Raw genomic sequence first — 16,714 nt, forward strand, 5'->3', positions numbered from 1 at the left:
AACAGGCCCAGATGCAAGTTACAGATCGAAAAAACGGTGCCGATCCGGCCCCTTCGCGGGTCACGGCCGTCGTGTTGGCGGCGGGGCGGTCGACGCGCATGGCGCCGGTCAACAAGTTGACCGCCGACTATCAGGGGGCGGCACTGGTGCGGCACGCGGCCGCGGCGGCCCTGGCATCCCGCGTGGCGGAGGTGATCGTCGTCGTCGGCCATGAAGCCGAGGCCGTGCGGGAAGTACTTTCCGGAATGGACATACGCATCGTTGCCAATTCGGATTACGCCACGGGCCTTGCGTCTTCGGTCAAGGCCGGGATCGCCGCCGTGGGGCCGGATGCCGCGGGCGCGATCATCCTGCTGGGCGACATGCCGGGGGTTACCGCCGGCGTCGTCAATGCCCTGATCGACGCGTTCGAAAAGACCGGTGGGGGAAAAATCTGCCAACCGCGATATGATGGGCGGCCCGGCAATCCGGTGCTCTGGCCGCGTGCCCTGTTCCCCGAATTCGATGCGCTGTCCGGCGATATCGGCGCCAAGCCACTGTTGGCCCGCCATAAATCCGACGTGTTGGGGGTGGACGTGGCTACCGATGCTATCCATATGGACATCGACGCGCCCGCCGATCTCGGTATCTGATCATTCCCGACATGACTTTTCGAACATATCGAGGCATAAAGAGCCCTCGATATCCCGCAGACAACCCAAGAAGGACGTGAAAGACCCATGGATCTGAAGGACCAACGCCGCATCGCCGCCCCGAGAGAAGCCGTGTTCGCCGCCCTCAATGACCCGGAAATTCTGGCCAAGGCGATCCCGGGCTGTGAAAGCCTGGACAAGGTTTCGGACACGGAATTCGCCGCGGTCGTGACCGCCAAGGTCGGGCCCGTGCGCGCCAAGTTCAACGGCCAAGTCACCCTGTCGGACCTTAACCCGCCGGAAAGCTACACCATCACCGGTGAGGGCAAGGGCGGCGCTGCCGGCTTCGCCAAGGGGGGTGCGGTCATCACCCTGGTCGAGGACGGCGACGGCACCCTGTTGAATTACGAGGTCAAGGCCGACGTCGGCGGCAAGCTGGCGCAACTCGGCGGCCGTCTGATCGAAGGCACCTCCAAGAAGTTGGCCGGCGAGTTCTTTTCGACCTTCGAACAACTGGTCGTCGAAAGCGTCGGCGCTGCGCCCGCCGACGATGCGGCCGCGCAACCAGCCCCCGCCGTGGGTGAGCCGATTGCAGCCCCGTCGGCGTCCGGCCCCGGCAAACGGGTGTGGATCTGGATCGCCGTCGCCGCGGCCGCTGCGGCCGCCGCGGCCTTTGCGCTGTCGTCCACGAATTCGGCCGGCTAAGGATAGAGGTCTCCGGCCATGTCCCTGCCTACGGATCAAATGCTGCCCGCCGATGACGTGTTCGACGCCGCCTTTGCCTGGCGCGACGCCGGCAAGCCCGTGGCGTTGGCGACCGTGGTCTCGACCTGGGGGTCGTCGCCGCGCCCGCCGGGAAGCCATCTTGGTGTCTCGGTCGATGGTGAGATGACGGGATCCGTCTCCGGCGGCTGCATTGAGGGCGCGGTGGTCAAGGAAGCCCTCGACATTCTCAAGGGGGCTCCGGCCCAGGTCCTCGACTTTGGCGTCACCGACCAGCAGGCCTGGGACGTGGGCCTGGCCTGCGGCGGGGCGGTCAAGGTTTTGGTCCGCGATTTCGTGCCCTTGATTCCATTGTACACACAGGCCCGCGCGGCCCTCGCGTCCGGTGAGCCCTCGGCCCTGGTCACCCGCCTGGACAGCGGCGAAACGGTGACGTTGGACGCGGGCGCCCTTCCCGATGCGGTCGCCGAGGCCGCGCGCAAGGCGCTCAAGGACGATAAGTCCCGTGCCTATTCCGGCGACGATGGCGACTGGTTCATCGAGATCGTGGCCCCGCCGCGGCGGCTGATCGTGGTCGGCGCGGTGCATATCGCCCAGGCCCTGGTGCCCATGGCGGCCATGGCCGGGTTCCGGGTTTCGGTTGTCGACCCACGCCGGGCCTATGCCTCCGACGCCCGGTTTCCCGGCGTCGACGTGCGCACGGACTGGCCGGACGAGGCCTTGGAAGACCTGAAGCCCGACAGCCGCACGGCCATCGTCACCCTGACCCATGATCCCAAGTTGGACGATCCGGCCCTGGACAGGGCGCTGCGCTCACCGGCGTTCTATATCGGTTCTCTCGGCAGTTCGCGGACCCAGGCCAAACGGGTTGAGCGTCTGGCCGAAGTCGGGTTCGATGAGGCCGCCATCGCGCGCATCCACGGCCCCGTCGGGCTGCGCATCGGGGCGCAGTCGCCTGCGGAAATCGCCGTCAGCATCCTGGCCGAGATCATCGCCCGGATGCGCAGCACCCCGGATTAGGGCAGGGGCGGCCCATGTTGTCCCTGCGCGATCAGTTTCCCTCTCTGGCCTCGGGTCTGGCCGGGACGTATCTGGATAATGCGGCGATGACCCAGATCGCGACCCCCGTGCTGGCCCGCATGACGTCGTTCGAAACCGGTGGCCGAGCCAACGTGAAGCGCGGTATCTATCCTCTGGCGACGCAGGCGACGGCGGCTTTCGAGGGCGCGCGGGCGGCCCTGGCGCGCTATCTGGGGGCAGAAAACCCGAACGAGGTGGTGTTCACATCCGGGGCCACGGGGGCGATCAATCTTGTCGCCCATGGTTTCGGTGCCGGTTTGACGGCGGGTGATGAAATCATCATCGGCGAGGCCGAACACCATGCCAACATCGTGCCCTGGCAGATGCTGCGTGACCGCGCGGGCGTGATCCTCAAGGTGCTGCCGGTCGACGATGCGGGCTATCCCCGGCTGGATGCCCTGGACGATCTGATGACGGCGCGCACCCGACTGATCACCATCACCCATGCCTCCAACGTGACGGGGGCAGTGACCGATATCGCGGCGATCTGCGACCGGGCCCGCGCCCGGGGTGTGCGGGTGCTGGTCGACGGCGCGCAGATGGCGGCCCATGGACCCGTCGACGTGACCACCCTGGGCTGCGACTTCTATGTCGTCACCGGGCATAAGATGTTCGGGCCGACGGGTGTCGGCGTATTGTGGGCGCGGGCGGAGGTTCAGGAAACCATGACGCCGTTCATGGGGGGCGGCGAAATGATCCGCCGCGTCACCTTCGGCGAAACCACCTACGCCCCGCCGCCCCACCGGTTCGAGGCCGGAACCCCGCCGGTGACCCAGGCCGTTGGCTTGGGCGCGGCGGCGGACATGCTGTTGGGGCTCGACTGGCCGGAAATTCGCGCCCATGAACAGATCCTTTTCGGCATCCTGATGGAACGGCTTGCTGCCCTGGATCGCGTCACGGTCATCGGCCCGGGTGGCAACGCCAGGCGGTTGCCGATCCTGTCCTTCACCGTGGCCGGTGCCCATCCCCACGACATTTGCGAGTTGATGGGGGCCAGGGGGGTCGCCCTGCGCGGCGGCCATCATTGCGCCCAGCCGTTGATGGATCGCTTTGGCGTCGAGGCGACGACCCGGGCCAGCCTGGCGCTGTACAACGTGCAGGGCGATATCGACGCCTTCACGGACGCCCTGGACGAAACATTGAAGGTATTGGCATGAGCGGCGCCGACGGCATCTACGACACGCGGATCAAGGAATTGGCGGCCACGGCCCGGGATCTGGGGCCGGTCGAGCACGCCGATTGCCGGCACGAGGCCGATAATTTCCTCTGCGGCGACCGGGTCGCGGTCGAGGTCGCGCGGGATGGTGAGCGGATCAAGGCGGTCGGCGGCAAGGTGCGCGGCTGTCTTTTGACCCAGGCAGCCGCCGCCCTGGTCGCCCAGGCGGCGCCGGGGCTGAAGGTGGCGGACCTCCGGGGCGGCATCAAACAGGCCGAAGCCCTGATGGCCGACGGCACGCCGGCCACGGGAGCATGGGAAGGACTCAACGCCTTTACGCCGGTCCATGATGCGAAGCACCGCCACGACTGCGTGCTGCTGCCGTTCCAGGCGCTCGCCGCCTGTCTTGACCAGACCGAACCTCGGGACGGCTGATCCCTCATGGACCCGCTCAGTCAGGGCGCCCTCGGCGCGGTCCTTCCGCTTGCCACGCGTCGGCGCACCCAGGCCGCCGTGGCCGGGGGCCTCGGCTTCATCGCCGGGATGATGGCGGACCTGGATGTGCTGATCCGGTCACAGACCGATACCCTGCTGTTCCTGGAATATCACCGCCAGTTCTCCCACTCCCTGATCTTCATCCCCGTGGGCGGGCTGATCGCCGCCCTTCTTCTGTATCGGCCGTTTCGACGATGGCACGGCCTGACGTTCCTTCGGACGTGGATGTACTGCGCCCTGGGATACGGCACCCATGGGTTGCTCGACACGGCAACCTCTTACGGTACCGTGTTGCTGTGGCCATTCAGTGATGAGCGGTTTTCCTGGAGCATCATCTCCATCGTTGATCCCGTGTTCACACTGCCGGTCCTGGCGTTGGCCATCATCGGCGTGGTTCGGCGGAACGGCGTCTGGGGCCGGGCGGCGCTTGTCTGGGCGCTGCTTTATCTGGGGTTTGGCGCGGTTCAGCACCGCAATGCCTTGGCCATGGGGCATGCCCTTGCGGCCGAACGGGGGCATGCGCCGCTGCGGCTTGAGGTCAAACCCAGCTTCGCCAACATCCTGGTGTGGAAGGTGATCTACGAGACCACCGGCCGCTTCCACGTGGATGCCGTGCGCGCCGGCATCGGCCCCACGGTGATGCCGGGCACGTCCGTTCCGCGGCTTGATCCGGCACGAGATTTCCCCTGGCTGCGGGCGGAGTCACGGCAGGCGCGCGATATCGCGCGGTTCGCCCGGTACAGCGACGGTTACGTGGCCCGCGACCCGGTCCGCCCCGACCGCGTGATCGACGTGCGCTATTCCTTCGTGCCGAACGAGATCGCGCCCCTGTGGTCGATCGGCCTTAGGCGCGATGCCGCGCCGAATGCCCATGTCACCTTCGACACACATCGGGAGTCGGTGCGCGCGCGGCTTCCCGACCTGTGGCGGATGATTGCCCAGCCGACGGCAAGGCATGACGCGGCCGATTGATTTTCAATACGTCGACGCGTGGCCTACATCAACGCCCGTTGTTCCAGGCGGCCCCGGTCGGGGATCGCCAGGCCCTTGTCCGTGCGCTGGACGATGTCGTCGTCGCGCAGGCGGCCCAGGATACGAGATACGGTTTCCCTGGACGCGCCGATCATGTTGGCGAAGTTGGTTTGCGTCGGCACCGGGAACACCAAGTAGCGTTCGGGGTCGTTCGGGTCCGGTTCGGCCATGCGGATCAGTTCCATGCAGACCCGCTGTTCGGCACCCAACAGGCTGACGTCGGCCAGCCGTTCGTCGCCCAGGCGGATCACGGCGGCCAATCGTTTGAGCAACGCCATGGCCATGTCCCGGTTGCTGGTGACGAGATCGAGGAACGCCGGGCCGGGCACGGCGCCGACGATGCAGCGTGTAATGGTGCAGACCCAGGCGGAGCGCGGCAGACCGTCGATGGCGGCCAGTTCGCCGAACACGTCGCCGTTCTTCAGCGCGGCATAGGACACGGCGCGCCCGGATTCCGAATAGTTCAGGACATGGGCGGTGCCGGTGATCAGAAAATAGACGCTGGTATATTCCTCGCCCCGCTCGATGATCTTTTCACCGGGCCCGAAGTCCATCCATCGGCATTGCCGTTCCAGGCCGGCCCGCTCCTTCGCGCTTAGACAGTCCAGCAGCGACACGCCGTCCAGGCTTTGCGGCGTCTTGGCAAGATTGCCGGATTTGCTTGGATCACTGCGGCCCATGCGTCCATTCCCCTTTGTTGGGCTGCACGCGGTGACGGTGCCGCCGAAACCTAAGATACGGCGCAAAAGCAAACGGGTTCAACGCAGAAATGGCGGAAACGGGCCTGGTCCGGCGGGATGTCTCGTCAATGGCAGGGCGGATGGATGCCGAACCAGGTGCCGGGTTTGTCCTCGTCATCCATCAGGATGCGCTCGGCAGCGCCGTCCAGATCGTCGAACTGGCCCGACTTCAGCGCCCAGAAAAACGCCCCCAGGCCCAACAGGCCAAGGAACAGGGCGGCGGGGATCAGGTAGATCAGGACATCCATGAGACGGTTCCTACTTTACAAGTTTCAGGCGCAGCGCATTGAGCGTCACCAGGATCGAGGAGGATGACATGGCGACGGCGGCGACCAGGGGCGTCGCGAAACCGGCCACGGCGATCGGCACGGCGATGACGTTGTAGAGCAGGGCCAGGGCGAAGTTCTGCTTCACATGCCGGGTCGCGGCGCGGGCCACGGCGACGGCCTCGGCCACGGGGGCGAGGGAGCGGCCCTGAAACACCATGTCGGCGGCGGTCTGGCTGATGTCGGCGGCGGTTGCGGGTGACAGGGAGGCATGGCCCGCCGCCAGGGCAGGGGCATCGTTCAGGCCGTCGCCGACCATCACCACATGGCGGCCCCCGGCGGCCAGATCCTTGAGGCGCTGGACCTTGGCGGCGGGGGGACACTGGGCCCGCCAATCCTTGATGCCAAACTCACCCGCGACGGTGCGCACGACGTCTTCGCGGTCGCCGGACAGAAGTTCGATGCCCAGCCCCATGGCCCGCAGCCGCGCGATGGTGTCGCGGGCATCGTCACGCAGCCGGTCGGCGAAGACGAAGCGCACGGGCGTGTCGTCGCCGTCGGCCAGCCAGAATTCCGGCCCGGTTGCAGCGCCGGTATCGGACGCCGTGATGTCCGCATGGCACCAGGCCGCGCTGCCCAGGCGGAGCAGGCGGCCGCCGTGATGGGCGGACAAACCGCAGCCCGGCGTTTCCGCGATGTCGGCAAGGTCGATCCGGGCGTTATCGTCCTGGGGGGCGGCCTTGACCAGGGCGCGGGCCAGGGGATGGCGGCTGTGGGCGGCCAGGGCGGCGGCCAGGCGCAGGCTGTGCGGCGGAATATCATCGGCGTTGACCAAAGCCGGTTCGCCCAGGGTCAGGGTGCCGGTCTTGTCGAACACCACATGGTCCACCTGGGCCAGGCGTTCCAGCCCGTCGGCGGCCTTGAGCAGCACGCCGCGCTGGAGAAGGCGGCCGGAAGCGACGACCTGCACCGCCGGCACGGCAAGCCCGAGCGCGCAGGGACAGGTGATGATCAGCACGGCCACGGCGGTCAGCAATGAGCGTTCCCAGTCGCCGGTCGCCAGCCACCATCCGGCGAGGGTGCCGGCGGCCAGGATATGCACGGCCGGGGCATAGATGTGGGCGGCCCGGTCGGCAAGCTTCACGTATTTGGCGCGGCCCTGTTCGGCGGCCTCCATCAGGCGCACGATCTCGGCCAGCAAGGTATCCTCGCCGGCGGCGGTGATACGGACCTCGACCGGGGCGGTCAGGTTCAGCGTTCCGGCATAGACGGCGTCGCCGGGGGCGGCGGCCTGCGGCAGGCTTTCGCCGGTGACCAGGGAGGTATCCATGTCCGTGCGGCCGGTGGCGATCTCGCCGTCGGCGGCCAGCCGCTCACCGGCGGCGACGGCCAGCACCATGCCGGGGACCAGGCTTGTGGTCGCGACGGCGCGTTGCTTGCCGTCCGCGCCGATGACCATGGCTGTCGCGGCACGCAGGCCGAGCAGACGGGTCGCCGCCGACCGTGCCTTGGTCCGCGCCCGGCGGTCCAGGTAACGTCCGATCAGCAGGAAGAACAGCAGCGTCACGGAGGCGTCGAAATAGGCGTGCTCGGCCCCCTTCATGGTCTGCTGCAGGCTCATGCCCGCGGCCAGGATCACCGCCAGCGAGATCGGCACGTCCATGTTCAGCGCCCGGTTGGCAAGTGCGCGCGCGGCGGAGGCGAAGAACGGCATGCCCGCATAGACCACGGCAGGCAAGGCGATCAGCGCCGAGACCCAGTGGAACAGGTCGCGGGTCGCGCCGCCCATGCCGGAGAAATGCCCTGACCACACGGACACCGACAGCAGCATCACGTTGGCGGCGGCGAACCCGGCCACGGCCATGGCCTTCAAAAGGCGCCTGTCCTCGGCCTCGCCGCCGTCTTCCAGGGCGGCAGGATCGAAGGCGCGGGCGGGAAAGCCCAGGTCGGTGACCGTCTCGGCGATGGCGTCGGGGGTGGTCTGGCCGGGCAGCCAGTCAACCCGCAGGCGCTTGGTCGATAGGTTGACGCGCGACGCGGCGACGCCCGGCATGTTCGCCAGCGTGTTCTCGATCCGCTTGATGCAGCCCGCGCAATGGACGTTCTCGACCATCAGGTGCAGGGTCTCGGGCGAGGCGGATGTGGACTCTGCGGCGGGGACCGGGGTGGCGGCGGTGACCTGGTTCATTTCGTGTCCCCGGCCTGAATCTCGTGGACCATGCGGAAGTTACGGCCATCCGGGGCCCGGGCGGTGACCTCGACCTGCCAACGGCCCAGGGCCGGAAGACGCAACAAGGCGGCGTAGAGGCCCGGGCGGTCCTCGGCCAGTCTGGCGTCCACGGTCAGGCCTTCGCCCAACGGGCGGGTGAGGCGGGCCTGGGCGGCAAGCCCGGCAAGGGGGCCGTCGGGCCCGGCCATGGTCAGGGTCAGCATGCGGGTTCCCTTGGGCGTCGACGGGCCCAAGGCAACGTGGGAACGCCAGCCCATGGCATCCTGGCGGGCGGCGCTTTCCAGGGTCTTGTTGTAGGCGATGCCTTCTTCATAGGCTTTCTGGGTGGTCAGTCCCGGCCAACTGTCGAGCGCGAAATAGACGAAGGTCAGGTTGACGGCGATGATCACGGCGAAAAAGGCGACGATCCAGATCAGCACCATCTTGCCGGTGATCGGCCGCGCGGCGGACGGCAGGGTAATGCTCATTACTGGGGCCCTCGGAACAGGCTGTTGTAGGACGCGGTCTGGCCCGTGTTGATTTCCTTCAATACGAAGCGCAGGTCGGCGGCGTCACCTTTCAGGATACCCGGCGGCACGGTGACCAGCAGGCGGAACGACTGCAGGCGGTCGGGCTTCACGGTGAAGTAGGGGTCGGGGCTGTCGCCCATGTCTTCGGAGCCGACAACCTTCAGCTTGATCCCCGGCAGGCCCGAGGCATGCAGGGTCAGGGTGCGCTGCTCACGCGCCTTGTTGAGAATTTTGAAGGTATAGCCGTTGCGGATGCTGCCGTCCGAAAGCGTCGTGTACAGCGGGTTGCGGTCATGGATCACGTTGATGTCCAGGTCGGACCGGGTCAGCAGCACATAGACCATGCCGAGCCCGATCAGCGCCCAGAGCGCGAAATAGAACAGAGTGCGCGGGCGGAACAGGCGCAGCTTGGTTTCCTTGCCTTCGCGGCGGCGTTCGTCGTTGGCGATGGAATCATAATCGATCAGCCCGCGCGGCCGGCCGATCTTACCCATGACGTCATCACAGGCGTCGATGCATAGCGCGCAGGTGATGCATTCCAACTGCTGGCCGTCGCGGATGTCGATGCCCATGGGGCAGACGACGACGCAGGCCTTGCAATCGATGCAGTCGCCGCGTTTGTCCCAGTCGGCGTTCTTTTCGAACGGTTTGCGCGGTTCGCCCCGGTCCGTGCGGTAGGTGACGGTCAGGCTTTCCTCGTCCATCATCGCCGCCTGGATGCGCGGCCACGGGCACATGTAGGTGCAGACCTGTTCACGCATGAAGCCACCCAGGGTGAAGGTGGTGAAGGTCAGCACCCCGACGGTGGCATAAGCGACCGTGGCGGCCTGGCCGGTGAACAGATCGACCAGCAGCGTCGGCGCGTCGGCGAAATAGAACACCCAGGCGCCGCCGGTACCCATGGCGATGATCAGCCAGATCACGTATTTGGTCAGCCGCTTCGTGGCCTTGGCCGCCGACATCGGCTCCTTATCCAGGCGGATGCGCGCCCCGCGATCCCCTTCGACCAGGCGTTCGACCCAGATGAACAGGTCCGTCCACACGGTCTGCGGGCAGGCATAACCGCACCATGCCCGGCCGACCACGGAGGTAACCAGAAACAGGCCGAGACCCGCCATGATCAGCAGGCCCGCGATGTAATAGAATTCCTGGGGCCAGATCTCGATGAAGAAGAAATAGAACCGCCGGCCCGGAATATCGACCAGTACGGCCTGATCGGGCGCCCCCGGTCCCCGGTCCCAGCGCAGCCAGGGGGTGACGTAATAGATGCCCAGGGTCACGGCCATGACCCACCACTTGAAAGTGCGGAAAAAGCCGTGGGTGCGGCGCGGATGGATCTTCTTGCGCGGCACGTAAAGTGGTGGCCGCGTTTCCTTGCGGTTGACGGCTTCGACGTCGTACTCCCGAATTTCCGGGGCGTCGATGACCGAGTCCAACAGGCTGCCCATGCTGCGCATTTATTTTACCCCAAGGTGTTCCCGTTTCAGGAACCGGCGGCCCCCTCCCCGGGCCGGTGGTGTTTCCTGAAACGCGGTCTACTTGCCGCCTCCCAGCGAGTGGACATAGATGGCCAGTTGCTTGACCGTGGCTTCGTCTAGGTGGCGGCCCCAGGCCGGCATGACGCCGCGGCGGCTGTTGGTGACGGTCTCGACGATGGATTGCTTGTCACCGCCGTAGAGCCAGATGTTGTTGTTCAGCGCGGGGGCGCCGAATTCGGTGCTGCCCTGGCCGTTGTCACCGTGACAGGCGGCGCAGTTGTCGGTGAACAGGGGTTTGCCGCGGGCGGCCGCGGTGGCGTCCGCCGCCTGCCCGGACAGGGACAGAACGTATTCGGCCACGTCGGAAACCTGTGCCTTGGTCAGGATGCCGTCGCGCCCGAAGGCCGGCATCTCCGACTGATGGGCGTTTTCGTCCTCGGTGTTGCGGATGCCGTGGGTGATGGTGCGGAAGATGGCGTCGATGGTGCCGCCCCAGATCCATTCGTCGTCGTTCAGGTTGGGAAAGCCCTTGAACCCCTGGGCGCCCGAACCATGGCACTGCGAACAGTTGACGTTGAACGCCGACCGGCCGCCGGCCAGCGCGAATTCACGCAGGCCCGTGTCGGTGCGGATCTGTTCGAGCGGCGCCTTGCGGATGCGCTCCAGCTGCCCGGCCATGCCCGCCGTCGCCGTCTTGATCTCCTGGGCGACCTCGGCCCGCGAGGAATACCCGATCATGCCCTTGGTATGGCTGGAGACCAGCGGCCAGGCGGGATAAACCACCCAATAGCCGACCGACCACACCACGCAGGCCCAGAACACCCATTGCCACCAGCGCGGCAGGGGATTGTCCAGTTCGCGGATGCCGTCCCATTCGTGGCCGGTCGTCTCGACGCCGGTAAATTCGTCAACATGACGGTGATCAGACATGATCAGTCCTCCTTGAACGGAATCTGGGCGGCGTCCTGGAATTTCTTCTTGGCGCTGGGCCGCAGGGCATAGATCAGAACCCCGGCGAACAGGACCGCGAGGTACACGAGGCCCCAGGTCTGGGCGAACATGGCGACCTGTTCGAAGGCCGTACCGGTGGTTTGCATGGCAACGTCCTCCTAACGGTAGTTGTCTTCGGCCTTGTAGGCCTTGAAGTCGACCATGGTGCCAAGCACCTGGAGATAGGCGATCAGGGCGTCCATTTCCGTGGCCGGTCCCGGCTGTGCGTCGAAGTTGCGGGCCTGGGCGCCGGGATAGCGCTGTTGAAGGGCCTCGACACCGTCACTGTCCGGGTTGACCTGGGCTTCCAGGTCGGCCTTGGCGGCGGCGATCATGGCATCGTCATAGGGCACGCCGACCATCTTGTTGGCGGTCAGGTGGTCTTTGATGTCCTTGTACTTGAGCGCCGTGGTGGCCAGGAACGGATATCCGGGCATCACCGATTCCGGCACCAGAGCGCGCGGGTCGATCAGGTGCGTCATGTGCCATTCGTCGGAATACTTGGCGCCGACCCGCGCCAGATCCGGGCCCGTGCGTTTGGAGCCCCATTGGAACGGGTGGTCGTACATGCTTTCCGCGGCCAGGGAATAATGGCCGTAGCGTTCCACTTCGTCGCGGAACGGACGAACCATCTGGCTGTGGCAGTTATAGCAGCCTTCGCGGATGTAGATGTTGCGCCCGGCCAGTTCCAGCGGGGTGTAGGGGCGCATGCCCTTGACCTTCTCGATGGTGCTTTCCAGGTAGAACAGGGGGGCGATTTCCACCAGCCCGCCGATGGACACGACGATCAGGATCCCGATCAGCATCAGGATCGAGTTCTTTTCGAGCTTTGAATGATCGAACATGAATGTCTCCTTGCCCGGACGTTATTCAGCAGGCGCCGTCGCGGGCGCGGCCGGCGTGGTTTCATAGGGGCGTTCGTCGCGGATGCGCCCCTGCGCGGTCTGGTAGACGTTCCACGCCATGACCAGCCCGCCGATGACGTAAAGCAGTCCGCCCAGGGACCGGATGACGTAGAAGGGATGCATGGCCTCGACCGTTTCCGCGAAGGAGTATTCGAGGAAGCCGAGCGAGTCGTAAGCCCGCCACATCAACCCCTGCATGATCCCCGAGACCCACATGGCGGAGGCGTAGAGCACGATGCCCACGGTCGCGAGCCAGAAATGGGCGGACACGAGACGCAGGGAATAGAGCTTGTCCGCCGCGAACATGCGCGGTGCGAGGAAGTAGATCGCGCCGAACGACACCATGCCGACCCAGCCGAGCGCCCCCGAGTGCACATGACCGATGGTCCAGTCGGTGAAGTGGCTGAGGCCGTTGACGGCCTTGATCGACATCAGTGGGCCTTCGAAGGTCGACATGCCGTAGAACGCGATGGAGATCGCGAGCAGACGCAGGACCGGGTCCGTGCGCAGCTTGTCCCAGGCACCGGACAAGGTCATCAGGCCGTTGATCATGCCGCCCCAGCTGGGCATCCACAGCATGATCGAGAAGGTCATGCCCAGCGTCTGTGCCCAGTCGGGCAGGGCCGTGTAATGCAGGTGGTGCGGGCCGGCCCAGATATAGAGGAAGATCAGTGACCAGAAGTGCACGATCGACAGGCGGTAGGAATAAACCGGCCGTTCGGCCTGTTTCGGCACGTAGTAATACATGATGCCGAGGAAGCCGGCGGTCAGGAAGAAGCCGACGGCGTTATGGCCGTACCACCACTGGGTCAGGGCATCTTGCACGCCGGCGAACAGCACGTAGCTTTTGGTCGACGTCAGGCTGATCGGCACCGCCAGGTTGTTGATGATGTGCAGCATCGCGATGGTCACGATGAACGCCAGATAGAACCAGTTGGCGACGTAGATGTGCGGTTCCTTGCGGCGCCACAGGGTGCCCATGAAGACCAGCAGGTAGACGACCCAGACGATGGTCAGCCACAGATCGACGTACCATTCCGGTTCGGCGTATTCCTTGGATTGGGTGACGCCCAGGATATAGCCCGACGCGGCCATCAGCAGGAACAGCTGATATCCCCAGAATACGAACCACGGCGCCCAACCGCCGGCGAGGCGGGCCTGGCAGGTGCGCTGCACGACATGGAACGAGGTCATCATCAGGACGTTGCCGCCGAAGGCGAAGATCACCGCCGAGGTATGCAGCGGGCGCAGGCGGCCGAAATTGGTCCAGGGCAGATCGAAGTTGAGCACCGGAAAGGCGAGCTGCAACGCGATCACGAGGCCGACCGAGAACCCGACGACGCCCCAGAAGGTCGAGGCGACGACGCCGGCGCGGATCACCCCGTCGTTGTAGTTGACCCCGCCGGGGACGGCCTTGGCCGGGCCACCCATGTCGCCGTCGCGGGCGATGACCCAGAAGATGCCGAGAAACCCGAACACGGCCATCAGCAGGCCGTGGCCGTACATGACGGTGTCGTCGGCACCGGCGGCAAGGGACAGTCCCAGCAGGCCGATCAGGCCCAAGGGCAGGAAAATGAGGAAAGACATGGTTCCGCCTCTATCGGTTGCGCATAACCCGTGCGCGCCGAGCCGAGCCCGGCGGCGCTGTCGCTTCTTCCTCTTTCCTATAGAAATCGCCGGCCCGGCGTCTTGACCTAGGTCAACCGGGGGGGCTGCTGCGCGGATTTTCGGCAAAAAAAGGGCCCCGCGTCGCCGCGGGGCCAATTTTCAGCAAGTGGATTTGGGCGAACTCAGCTTAGACAGGCTTGAACTTGGAAGCCGCTTCGAAGGCCTTGGTCATCTGCGTCTGGATCGGCGCGAACAGATCCTTGGCGACGCCCTGGTAAAGCGCGACCGCTTCCTTGGCCATGGCCTGGGCTTTCTTCTGCTCGGCGGCGATCAGGTCGGCCTGCAGCTTCATCAGCTCGGACGGGTCAGTGATCGACATCGCCTTGAAGATCACGGCGACGCGGTCTTCGGCGAGTTCGGTCGCCTGGGAGCGGGTCAGCTCTTCGATCTTGCTCAGGTTGCCGGCCGCGGCCTTGGTGGCGGCGACGGCGGCTTCGAAATTCTCGCGGTAGGCCGTAACGGCCTGTTCGAACCCTTCGGTGGCCGCGGTACGGGCCTTGTCGGTTTCAGCCTGGGCGGCGGAAGCAATCTTTTCCTGCTGCGCTTTGGCGGTGTTCACCGCTTCCAGGATGGTTTCCCGGACGGGGGCGAAGGGGTCAGTGGTGGTCGTTTTCTTGGTAGCCATTGTCTTAAATCTCCTGTTTCCCGATATGGCGAAAAGGGCTGAAGCGGGCGGCCCGATCATCGGCACCGCCATTCATGTTGCGATGCAACAATGCTAATATGCCCAAGGTTTACAGCATCGTCAAGGGATTTATTGTGCAGTGCACAATTCACCTAAAAAGGCCGCCGCGCATTGCATTCCGCCGCTTTCGCGGCCGTCAGGGGCGAACGTGCCGCTTGATTATCGGCCGCCGCTGGCTCCTAAATGGCGGCCGATGGGGGCATCACAAGAAACGACGATCCTTGGGAGGGATAGATCCGCCATGACCATGAAAGCCGTGCTTTGGCGCCCGATGTACGATCCGGGCGGCCATGATCTTTTACGCGCCGCCGGGATTGAGCTGGTGGTCGTCGACAGCCCCGACGCCGATCAGGTGAAGGCCGCTCTCGGCAATGCCAATGCGCTCTGGGTGCGTACGCCCGAACGGGTGACCGCCGAGATCATGGACGCCGCACCCGGCCTGATCGTGATTTCGACCTCGGGCTTCGGCACCGACAACATCGACATTCCCGCCGCGACCGAGCGCGGCATTCTGGTGGTCAACCATCTGGGCTTCGGGCGCACGCCCGTGGCCGAACATACGGTGATGTTGCTGCTGGCCTGTCTCAAGCAACTGACCTGGGGCGACCGCGCGGCCCGCGACGGCACCGCCTGGTCGCAGCGCCAGGGCTTGCAGGTTTATGAGCTCGAGGGGCGCACGGTCGGCATCGTCGGCCTCGGCTATATCGGCTCGGAACTGGCGAAGAAGCTGCGCCTTGCCTTCAACTGCCGGGTGCTCGCCTACGATCCCTATGTCAACGCGCGGCTGGCCCTGGTCACCGGCGCGGAAATGTGCCCGGACCTGCACGCCATGCTCGGGCAATGCGATGCGCTTGCCATGGCGGCGGAATTGACGGACGAAACCCGCAACATGATCAGCACGGCCGAACTGGCGGCCCTGCCCGAAGGGGCGGTGGTGGTCAACGCGGCGCGGGGGCAATTGATCGATCTCAACGCCTTGGATGGGGCCCTCAAATCCGGGCATATCCGGGCGGCCGGGCTCGACGTCGTGTTCCCCGAACCGCTGCCCGCCGACCATGCGCTGCTCAAAAATCCCAAGGTCATCTTCACGCCGCACACGGCGGGGGTGACCCAGGAAGCCTCGAAGGCGCTGGCCATCTCGGCGGCGGAGCAGATCACCACGGCCCTCAAGGGCGAGATGCCGCCGTTCCCCCTGAATCCGGAGGTCTGGGACAGCCCGCAGTCGCGCCGACCGTCTTAACCAAGCCGGGCTAAAGCCCCATCAGCTTAAGCGCCGCCTTGTGGACGGGGCCGTCCGCATCGGCGAGACGGCGGCCCATCTCGAAATGGTTGAGGCCGGGCAGGTCCTGTTCGGTGACCGTCACGCCCGCCGCCCGCAGGGTGTCGGCGAAGGCGTGGCCTTGGCGGCGGAATTCGGCCAGTTCATTGCCGCCGTAAAACAGGGCGACGGGGGGCAGCCCGGGGCGAATTTGTTTGATCGGGCTGAGGGCCTCGACGGCGGCATCGTCCAGATTCAGGTACTTGTTGCGGTAGGTCAGACGCACCGGCGTCAGATCATAGATACCGCTGGTGATGACGCAGCCTTTGACAAGGTCGCCGGGCATGCGGGGCGAGGCCCAATCGGTCACCAGCATCATCGACGCCAGATGTGATCCCGACGAATGGCCGGCGATGACGATGCGGTCCGCGTCGCCGTTGATGTCGTCGGCATGGGTGTGGGCCCAGGCAACGGCGCGGCGGCATTGCTGGACCATGCCTGCCAGCGTGCCCGCCGGGCAGAGCGTGAATTCGACGAGCACCACGGCGGCCCCGGCAGCGACCAGGGGCGGTGCGATGAAGCTTTCGCTGGATTTGCTGCCCCGGGTCCAGGCGCCGCCGTGGAAAAACACCAGGATCGGCGAACCCGGATTGTTGGCCGGAAAAACGTCCAGGGTTTCGTCGGACGTGACACTGTAGGGAATGTCGAGCCGACAGGCGATTTCCGACCGTGCCTGCGCGCTGGCCTTGGCATCGGCGGCCTTGTAATCGTCGCCGTCGGGCACGACGGAGCGCTGATCGTACTGGCGATCCAGTTCGTCCTGATCATAGTCCAGCCATACCTTGGCGGCGGCGGTCGCGGTCATGA

Annotated in this window: 18 protein-coding genes; 7 read left to right on the plus strand and 11 right to left on the minus strand. The window is 65.7% G+C overall.

Translation table 11 applies throughout. The annotated features are described in order from the left end of the window. Positions 1-11 precede the first annotated feature (11 nt). The 6 genes from KFF05_03285 (at position 12) to KFF05_03310 (ending at position 5,058) form a co-directional block, all read left to right on the plus strand. A complete protein-coding gene (locus KFF05_03285; protein ID UTW52414.1) occupies positions 12-632 on the plus strand; it encodes a nucleotidyltransferase family protein in 621 nt (206 codons plus the stop codon). 87 nt (positions 633-719) lie between these two features. Beyond that, positions 720-1,337, plus strand: a complete 618-nt coding sequence (locus KFF05_03290; protein UTW52415.1) for a carbon monoxide dehydrogenase subunit G — start codon at positions 720-722, stop codon at positions 1,335-1,337. Between the two features lie 39 nt (positions 1,338-1,376). Further along, the gene (locus KFF05_03295) at positions 1,377-2,375 is read left to right on the plus strand and encodes an XdhC family protein (GenBank protein UTW53562.1); all 999 of its coding nucleotides are present in this window, start codon (positions 1,377-1,379) and stop codon (positions 2,373-2,375) included. Between the two features lie 14 nt (positions 2,376-2,389). After that, positions 2,390-3,592: a cysteine desulfurase gene (locus tag KFF05_03300; protein UTW52416.1), complete on the plus strand. Its 1,203-nt coding sequence runs from the start codon at positions 2,390-2,392 to the stop codon at positions 3,590-3,592. Then, entirely contained in the window at positions 3,589-4,026 is a 438-nt protein-coding gene (locus tag KFF05_03305) for an iron-sulfur cluster assembly scaffold protein (protein ID UTW52417.1), read from the plus strand. The genes KFF05_03300 and KFF05_03305 overlap by 4 nt, the downstream gene beginning before the upstream one ends. 6 nt (positions 4,027-4,032) lie before the next feature. After that, complete coding sequence (locus tag KFF05_03310) at positions 4,033-5,058, plus strand: metal-dependent hydrolase (GenBank protein ID UTW52418.1); 1,026 nt, start codon at positions 4,033-4,035, stop codon at positions 5,056-5,058. Positions 5,059-5,081: 23 nt separating this feature from the next. Here KFF05_03310 and KFF05_03315 read toward each other — a convergent pair whose 3' ends face one another. The 10 genes from KFF05_03315 to KFF05_03360 form a co-directional block, all read right to left on the minus strand. Next, a complete protein-coding gene (locus KFF05_03315) occupies positions 5,082-5,798 on the minus strand; it encodes a Crp/Fnr family transcriptional regulator (GenBank protein ID UTW52419.1) in 717 nt (238 codons plus the stop codon). A 125-nt stretch (positions 5,799-5,923) separates the two neighbouring features. Then, a complete protein-coding gene (ccoS, locus tag KFF05_03320) occupies positions 5,924-6,106 on the minus strand; it encodes a cbb3-type cytochrome oxidase assembly protein CcoS (protein UTW52420.1) in 183 nt (60 codons plus the stop codon). Between the two features lie 10 nt (positions 6,107-6,116). Further along, positions 6,117-8,312, minus strand: a complete 2,196-nt coding sequence (cadA, locus tag KFF05_03325; protein UTW52421.1) for a cadmium-translocating P-type ATPase — start codon at positions 8,310-8,312, stop codon at positions 6,117-6,119. Further along, complete coding sequence (locus KFF05_03330) at positions 8,309-8,821, minus strand: FixH family protein (GenBank protein UTW52422.1); 513 nt, start codon at positions 8,819-8,821, stop codon at positions 8,309-8,311. The genes cadA and KFF05_03330 overlap by 4 nt, the downstream gene beginning before the upstream one ends. After that, positions 8,821-10,311, minus strand: a complete 1,491-nt coding sequence (ccoG, locus tag KFF05_03335) for a cytochrome c oxidase accessory protein CcoG (GenBank protein UTW53563.1) — start codon at positions 10,309-10,311, stop codon at positions 8,821-8,823. Before ccoG ends, KFF05_03330 begins: the two co-directional genes overlap by 1 nt. Positions 10,312-10,398: 87 nt before the next feature. Next, a complete protein-coding gene (gene ccoP, locus KFF05_03340; GenBank protein UTW52423.1) occupies positions 10,399-11,271 on the minus strand; it encodes a cytochrome-c oxidase, cbb3-type subunit III in 873 nt (290 codons plus the stop codon). 2 nt (positions 11,272-11,273) lie between these two features. Continuing rightward, entirely contained in the window at positions 11,274-11,438 is a 165-nt protein-coding gene (locus tag KFF05_03345) for a cbb3-type cytochrome c oxidase subunit 3 (protein ID UTW52424.1), read from the minus strand. A 12-nt stretch (positions 11,439-11,450) separates the two neighbouring features. Continuing rightward, positions 11,451-12,176 (minus strand): cytochrome-c oxidase, cbb3-type subunit II, encoded by a 726-nt coding sequence (ccoO, locus tag KFF05_03350; protein UTW52425.1) that lies wholly within the window; start codon positions 12,174-12,176, stop codon positions 11,451-11,453. A gap of 21 nt (positions 12,177-12,197) precedes the next feature. Then, positions 12,198-13,823, minus strand: coding sequence for a cytochrome-c oxidase, cbb3-type subunit I (ccoN, locus tag KFF05_03355; GenBank protein UTW52426.1), 1,626 nt, complete (start codon positions 13,821-13,823; stop codon positions 12,198-12,200). 208 nt (positions 13,824-14,031) lie between these two features. Next, positions 14,032-14,529 carry a phasin family protein gene (locus KFF05_03360; GenBank protein UTW52427.1) on the minus strand — a complete coding sequence of 166 codons (498 nt, stop codon included), beginning with the start codon at positions 14,527-14,529 and terminating at the stop codon, positions 14,032-14,034. Positions 14,530-14,830: 301 nt separating this feature from the next. On the opposite strand from KFF05_03360, the gene KFF05_03365 reads away from it, so the two are divergent. Next, entirely contained in the window at positions 14,831-15,829 is a 999-nt protein-coding gene (locus tag KFF05_03365) for a hydroxyacid dehydrogenase (protein UTW52428.1), read from the plus strand. 10 nt (positions 15,830-15,839) lie between these two features. On the opposite strand, the gene KFF05_03370 is transcribed toward KFF05_03365, so the two are convergent. After that, a complete protein-coding gene (locus KFF05_03370; GenBank protein UTW52429.1) occupies positions 15,840-16,712 on the minus strand; it encodes an alpha/beta hydrolase in 873 nt (290 codons plus the stop codon). Positions 16,713-16,714 lie beyond the last annotated feature (2 nt).

This window comes from bacterium SCSIO 12827 (assembly GCA_024397995.1).
Taxonomy (GTDB): Bacteria; Pseudomonadota; Alphaproteobacteria; order Rhodospirillales; family Casp-alpha2; genus UBA1479.

Excerpts from the sequence above, each read along its gene's own strand:
- KFF05_03315 (UTW52419.1), bottom strand. The coding sequence starts at position 5,798 with ATGGGCCGCAGTGATCCAAGCAAATCCGGCAATCTTGCCAAGACGCCG.
- KFF05_03370 (UTW52429.1), bottom strand. The coding sequence starts at position 16,712 with ATGACCGCGACCGCCGCCGCCAAGGTATGGCTGGACTATGATCAGGAC.
- KFF05_03365 (UTW52428.1), top strand. The coding sequence starts at position 14,831 with ATGACCATGAAAGCCGTGCTTTGGCGCCCGATGTACGATCCGGGCGGC.
- KFF05_03305 (UTW52417.1), top strand. The coding sequence starts at position 3,589 with ATGAGCGGCGCCGACGGCATCTACGACACGCGGATCAAGGAATTGGCG.
- KFF05_03310 (UTW52418.1), top strand. The coding sequence starts at position 4,033 with ATGGACCCGCTCAGTCAGGGCGCCCTCGGCGCGGTCCTTCCGCTTGCC.
- ccoS (UTW52420.1), bottom strand. The coding sequence starts at position 6,106 with ATGGATGTCCTGATCTACCTGATCCCCGCCGCCCTGTTCCTTGGCCTG.
- KFF05_03360 (UTW52427.1), bottom strand. The coding sequence starts at position 14,529 with ATGGCTACCAAGAAAACGACCACCACTGACCCCTTCGCCCCCGTCCGG.
- KFF05_03285 (UTW52414.1), top strand. The coding sequence starts at position 12 with ATGCAAGTTACAGATCGAAAAAACGGTGCCGATCCGGCCCCTTCGCGG.
- KFF05_03330 (UTW52422.1), bottom strand. The coding sequence starts at position 8,821 with ATGAGCATTACCCTGCCGTCCGCCGCGCGGCCGATCACCGGCAAGATG.
- ccoG (UTW53563.1), bottom strand. The coding sequence starts at position 10,311 with ATGGGCAGCCTGTTGGACTCGGTCATCGACGCCCCGGAAATTCGGGAG.
- ccoN (UTW52426.1), bottom strand. The coding sequence starts at position 13,823 with ATGTCTTTCCTCATTTTCCTGCCCTTGGGCCTGATCGGCCTGCTGGGA.
- ccoO (UTW52425.1), bottom strand. The coding sequence starts at position 12,176 with ATGTTCGATCATTCAAAGCTCGAAAAGAACTCGATCCTGATGCTGATC.
- KFF05_03345 (UTW52424.1), bottom strand. The coding sequence starts at position 11,438 with ATGCAAACCACCGGTACGGCCTTCGAACAGGTCGCCATGTTCGCCCAG.
- KFF05_03300 (UTW52416.1), top strand. The coding sequence starts at position 2,390 with ATGTTGTCCCTGCGCGATCAGTTTCCCTCTCTGGCCTCGGGTCTGGCC.
- ccoP (UTW52423.1), bottom strand. The coding sequence starts at position 11,271 with ATGTCTGATCACCGTCATGTTGACGAATTTACCGGCGTCGAGACGACC.
- cadA (UTW52421.1), bottom strand. The coding sequence starts at position 8,312 with ATGAACCAGGTCACCGCCGCCACCCCGGTCCCCGCCGCAGAGTCCACA.
- KFF05_03295 (UTW53562.1), top strand. The coding sequence starts at position 1,377 with ATGCTGCCCGCCGATGACGTGTTCGACGCCGCCTTTGCCTGGCGCGAC.
- KFF05_03290 (UTW52415.1), top strand. The coding sequence starts at position 720 with ATGGATCTGAAGGACCAACGCCGCATCGCCGCCCCGAGAGAAGCCGTG.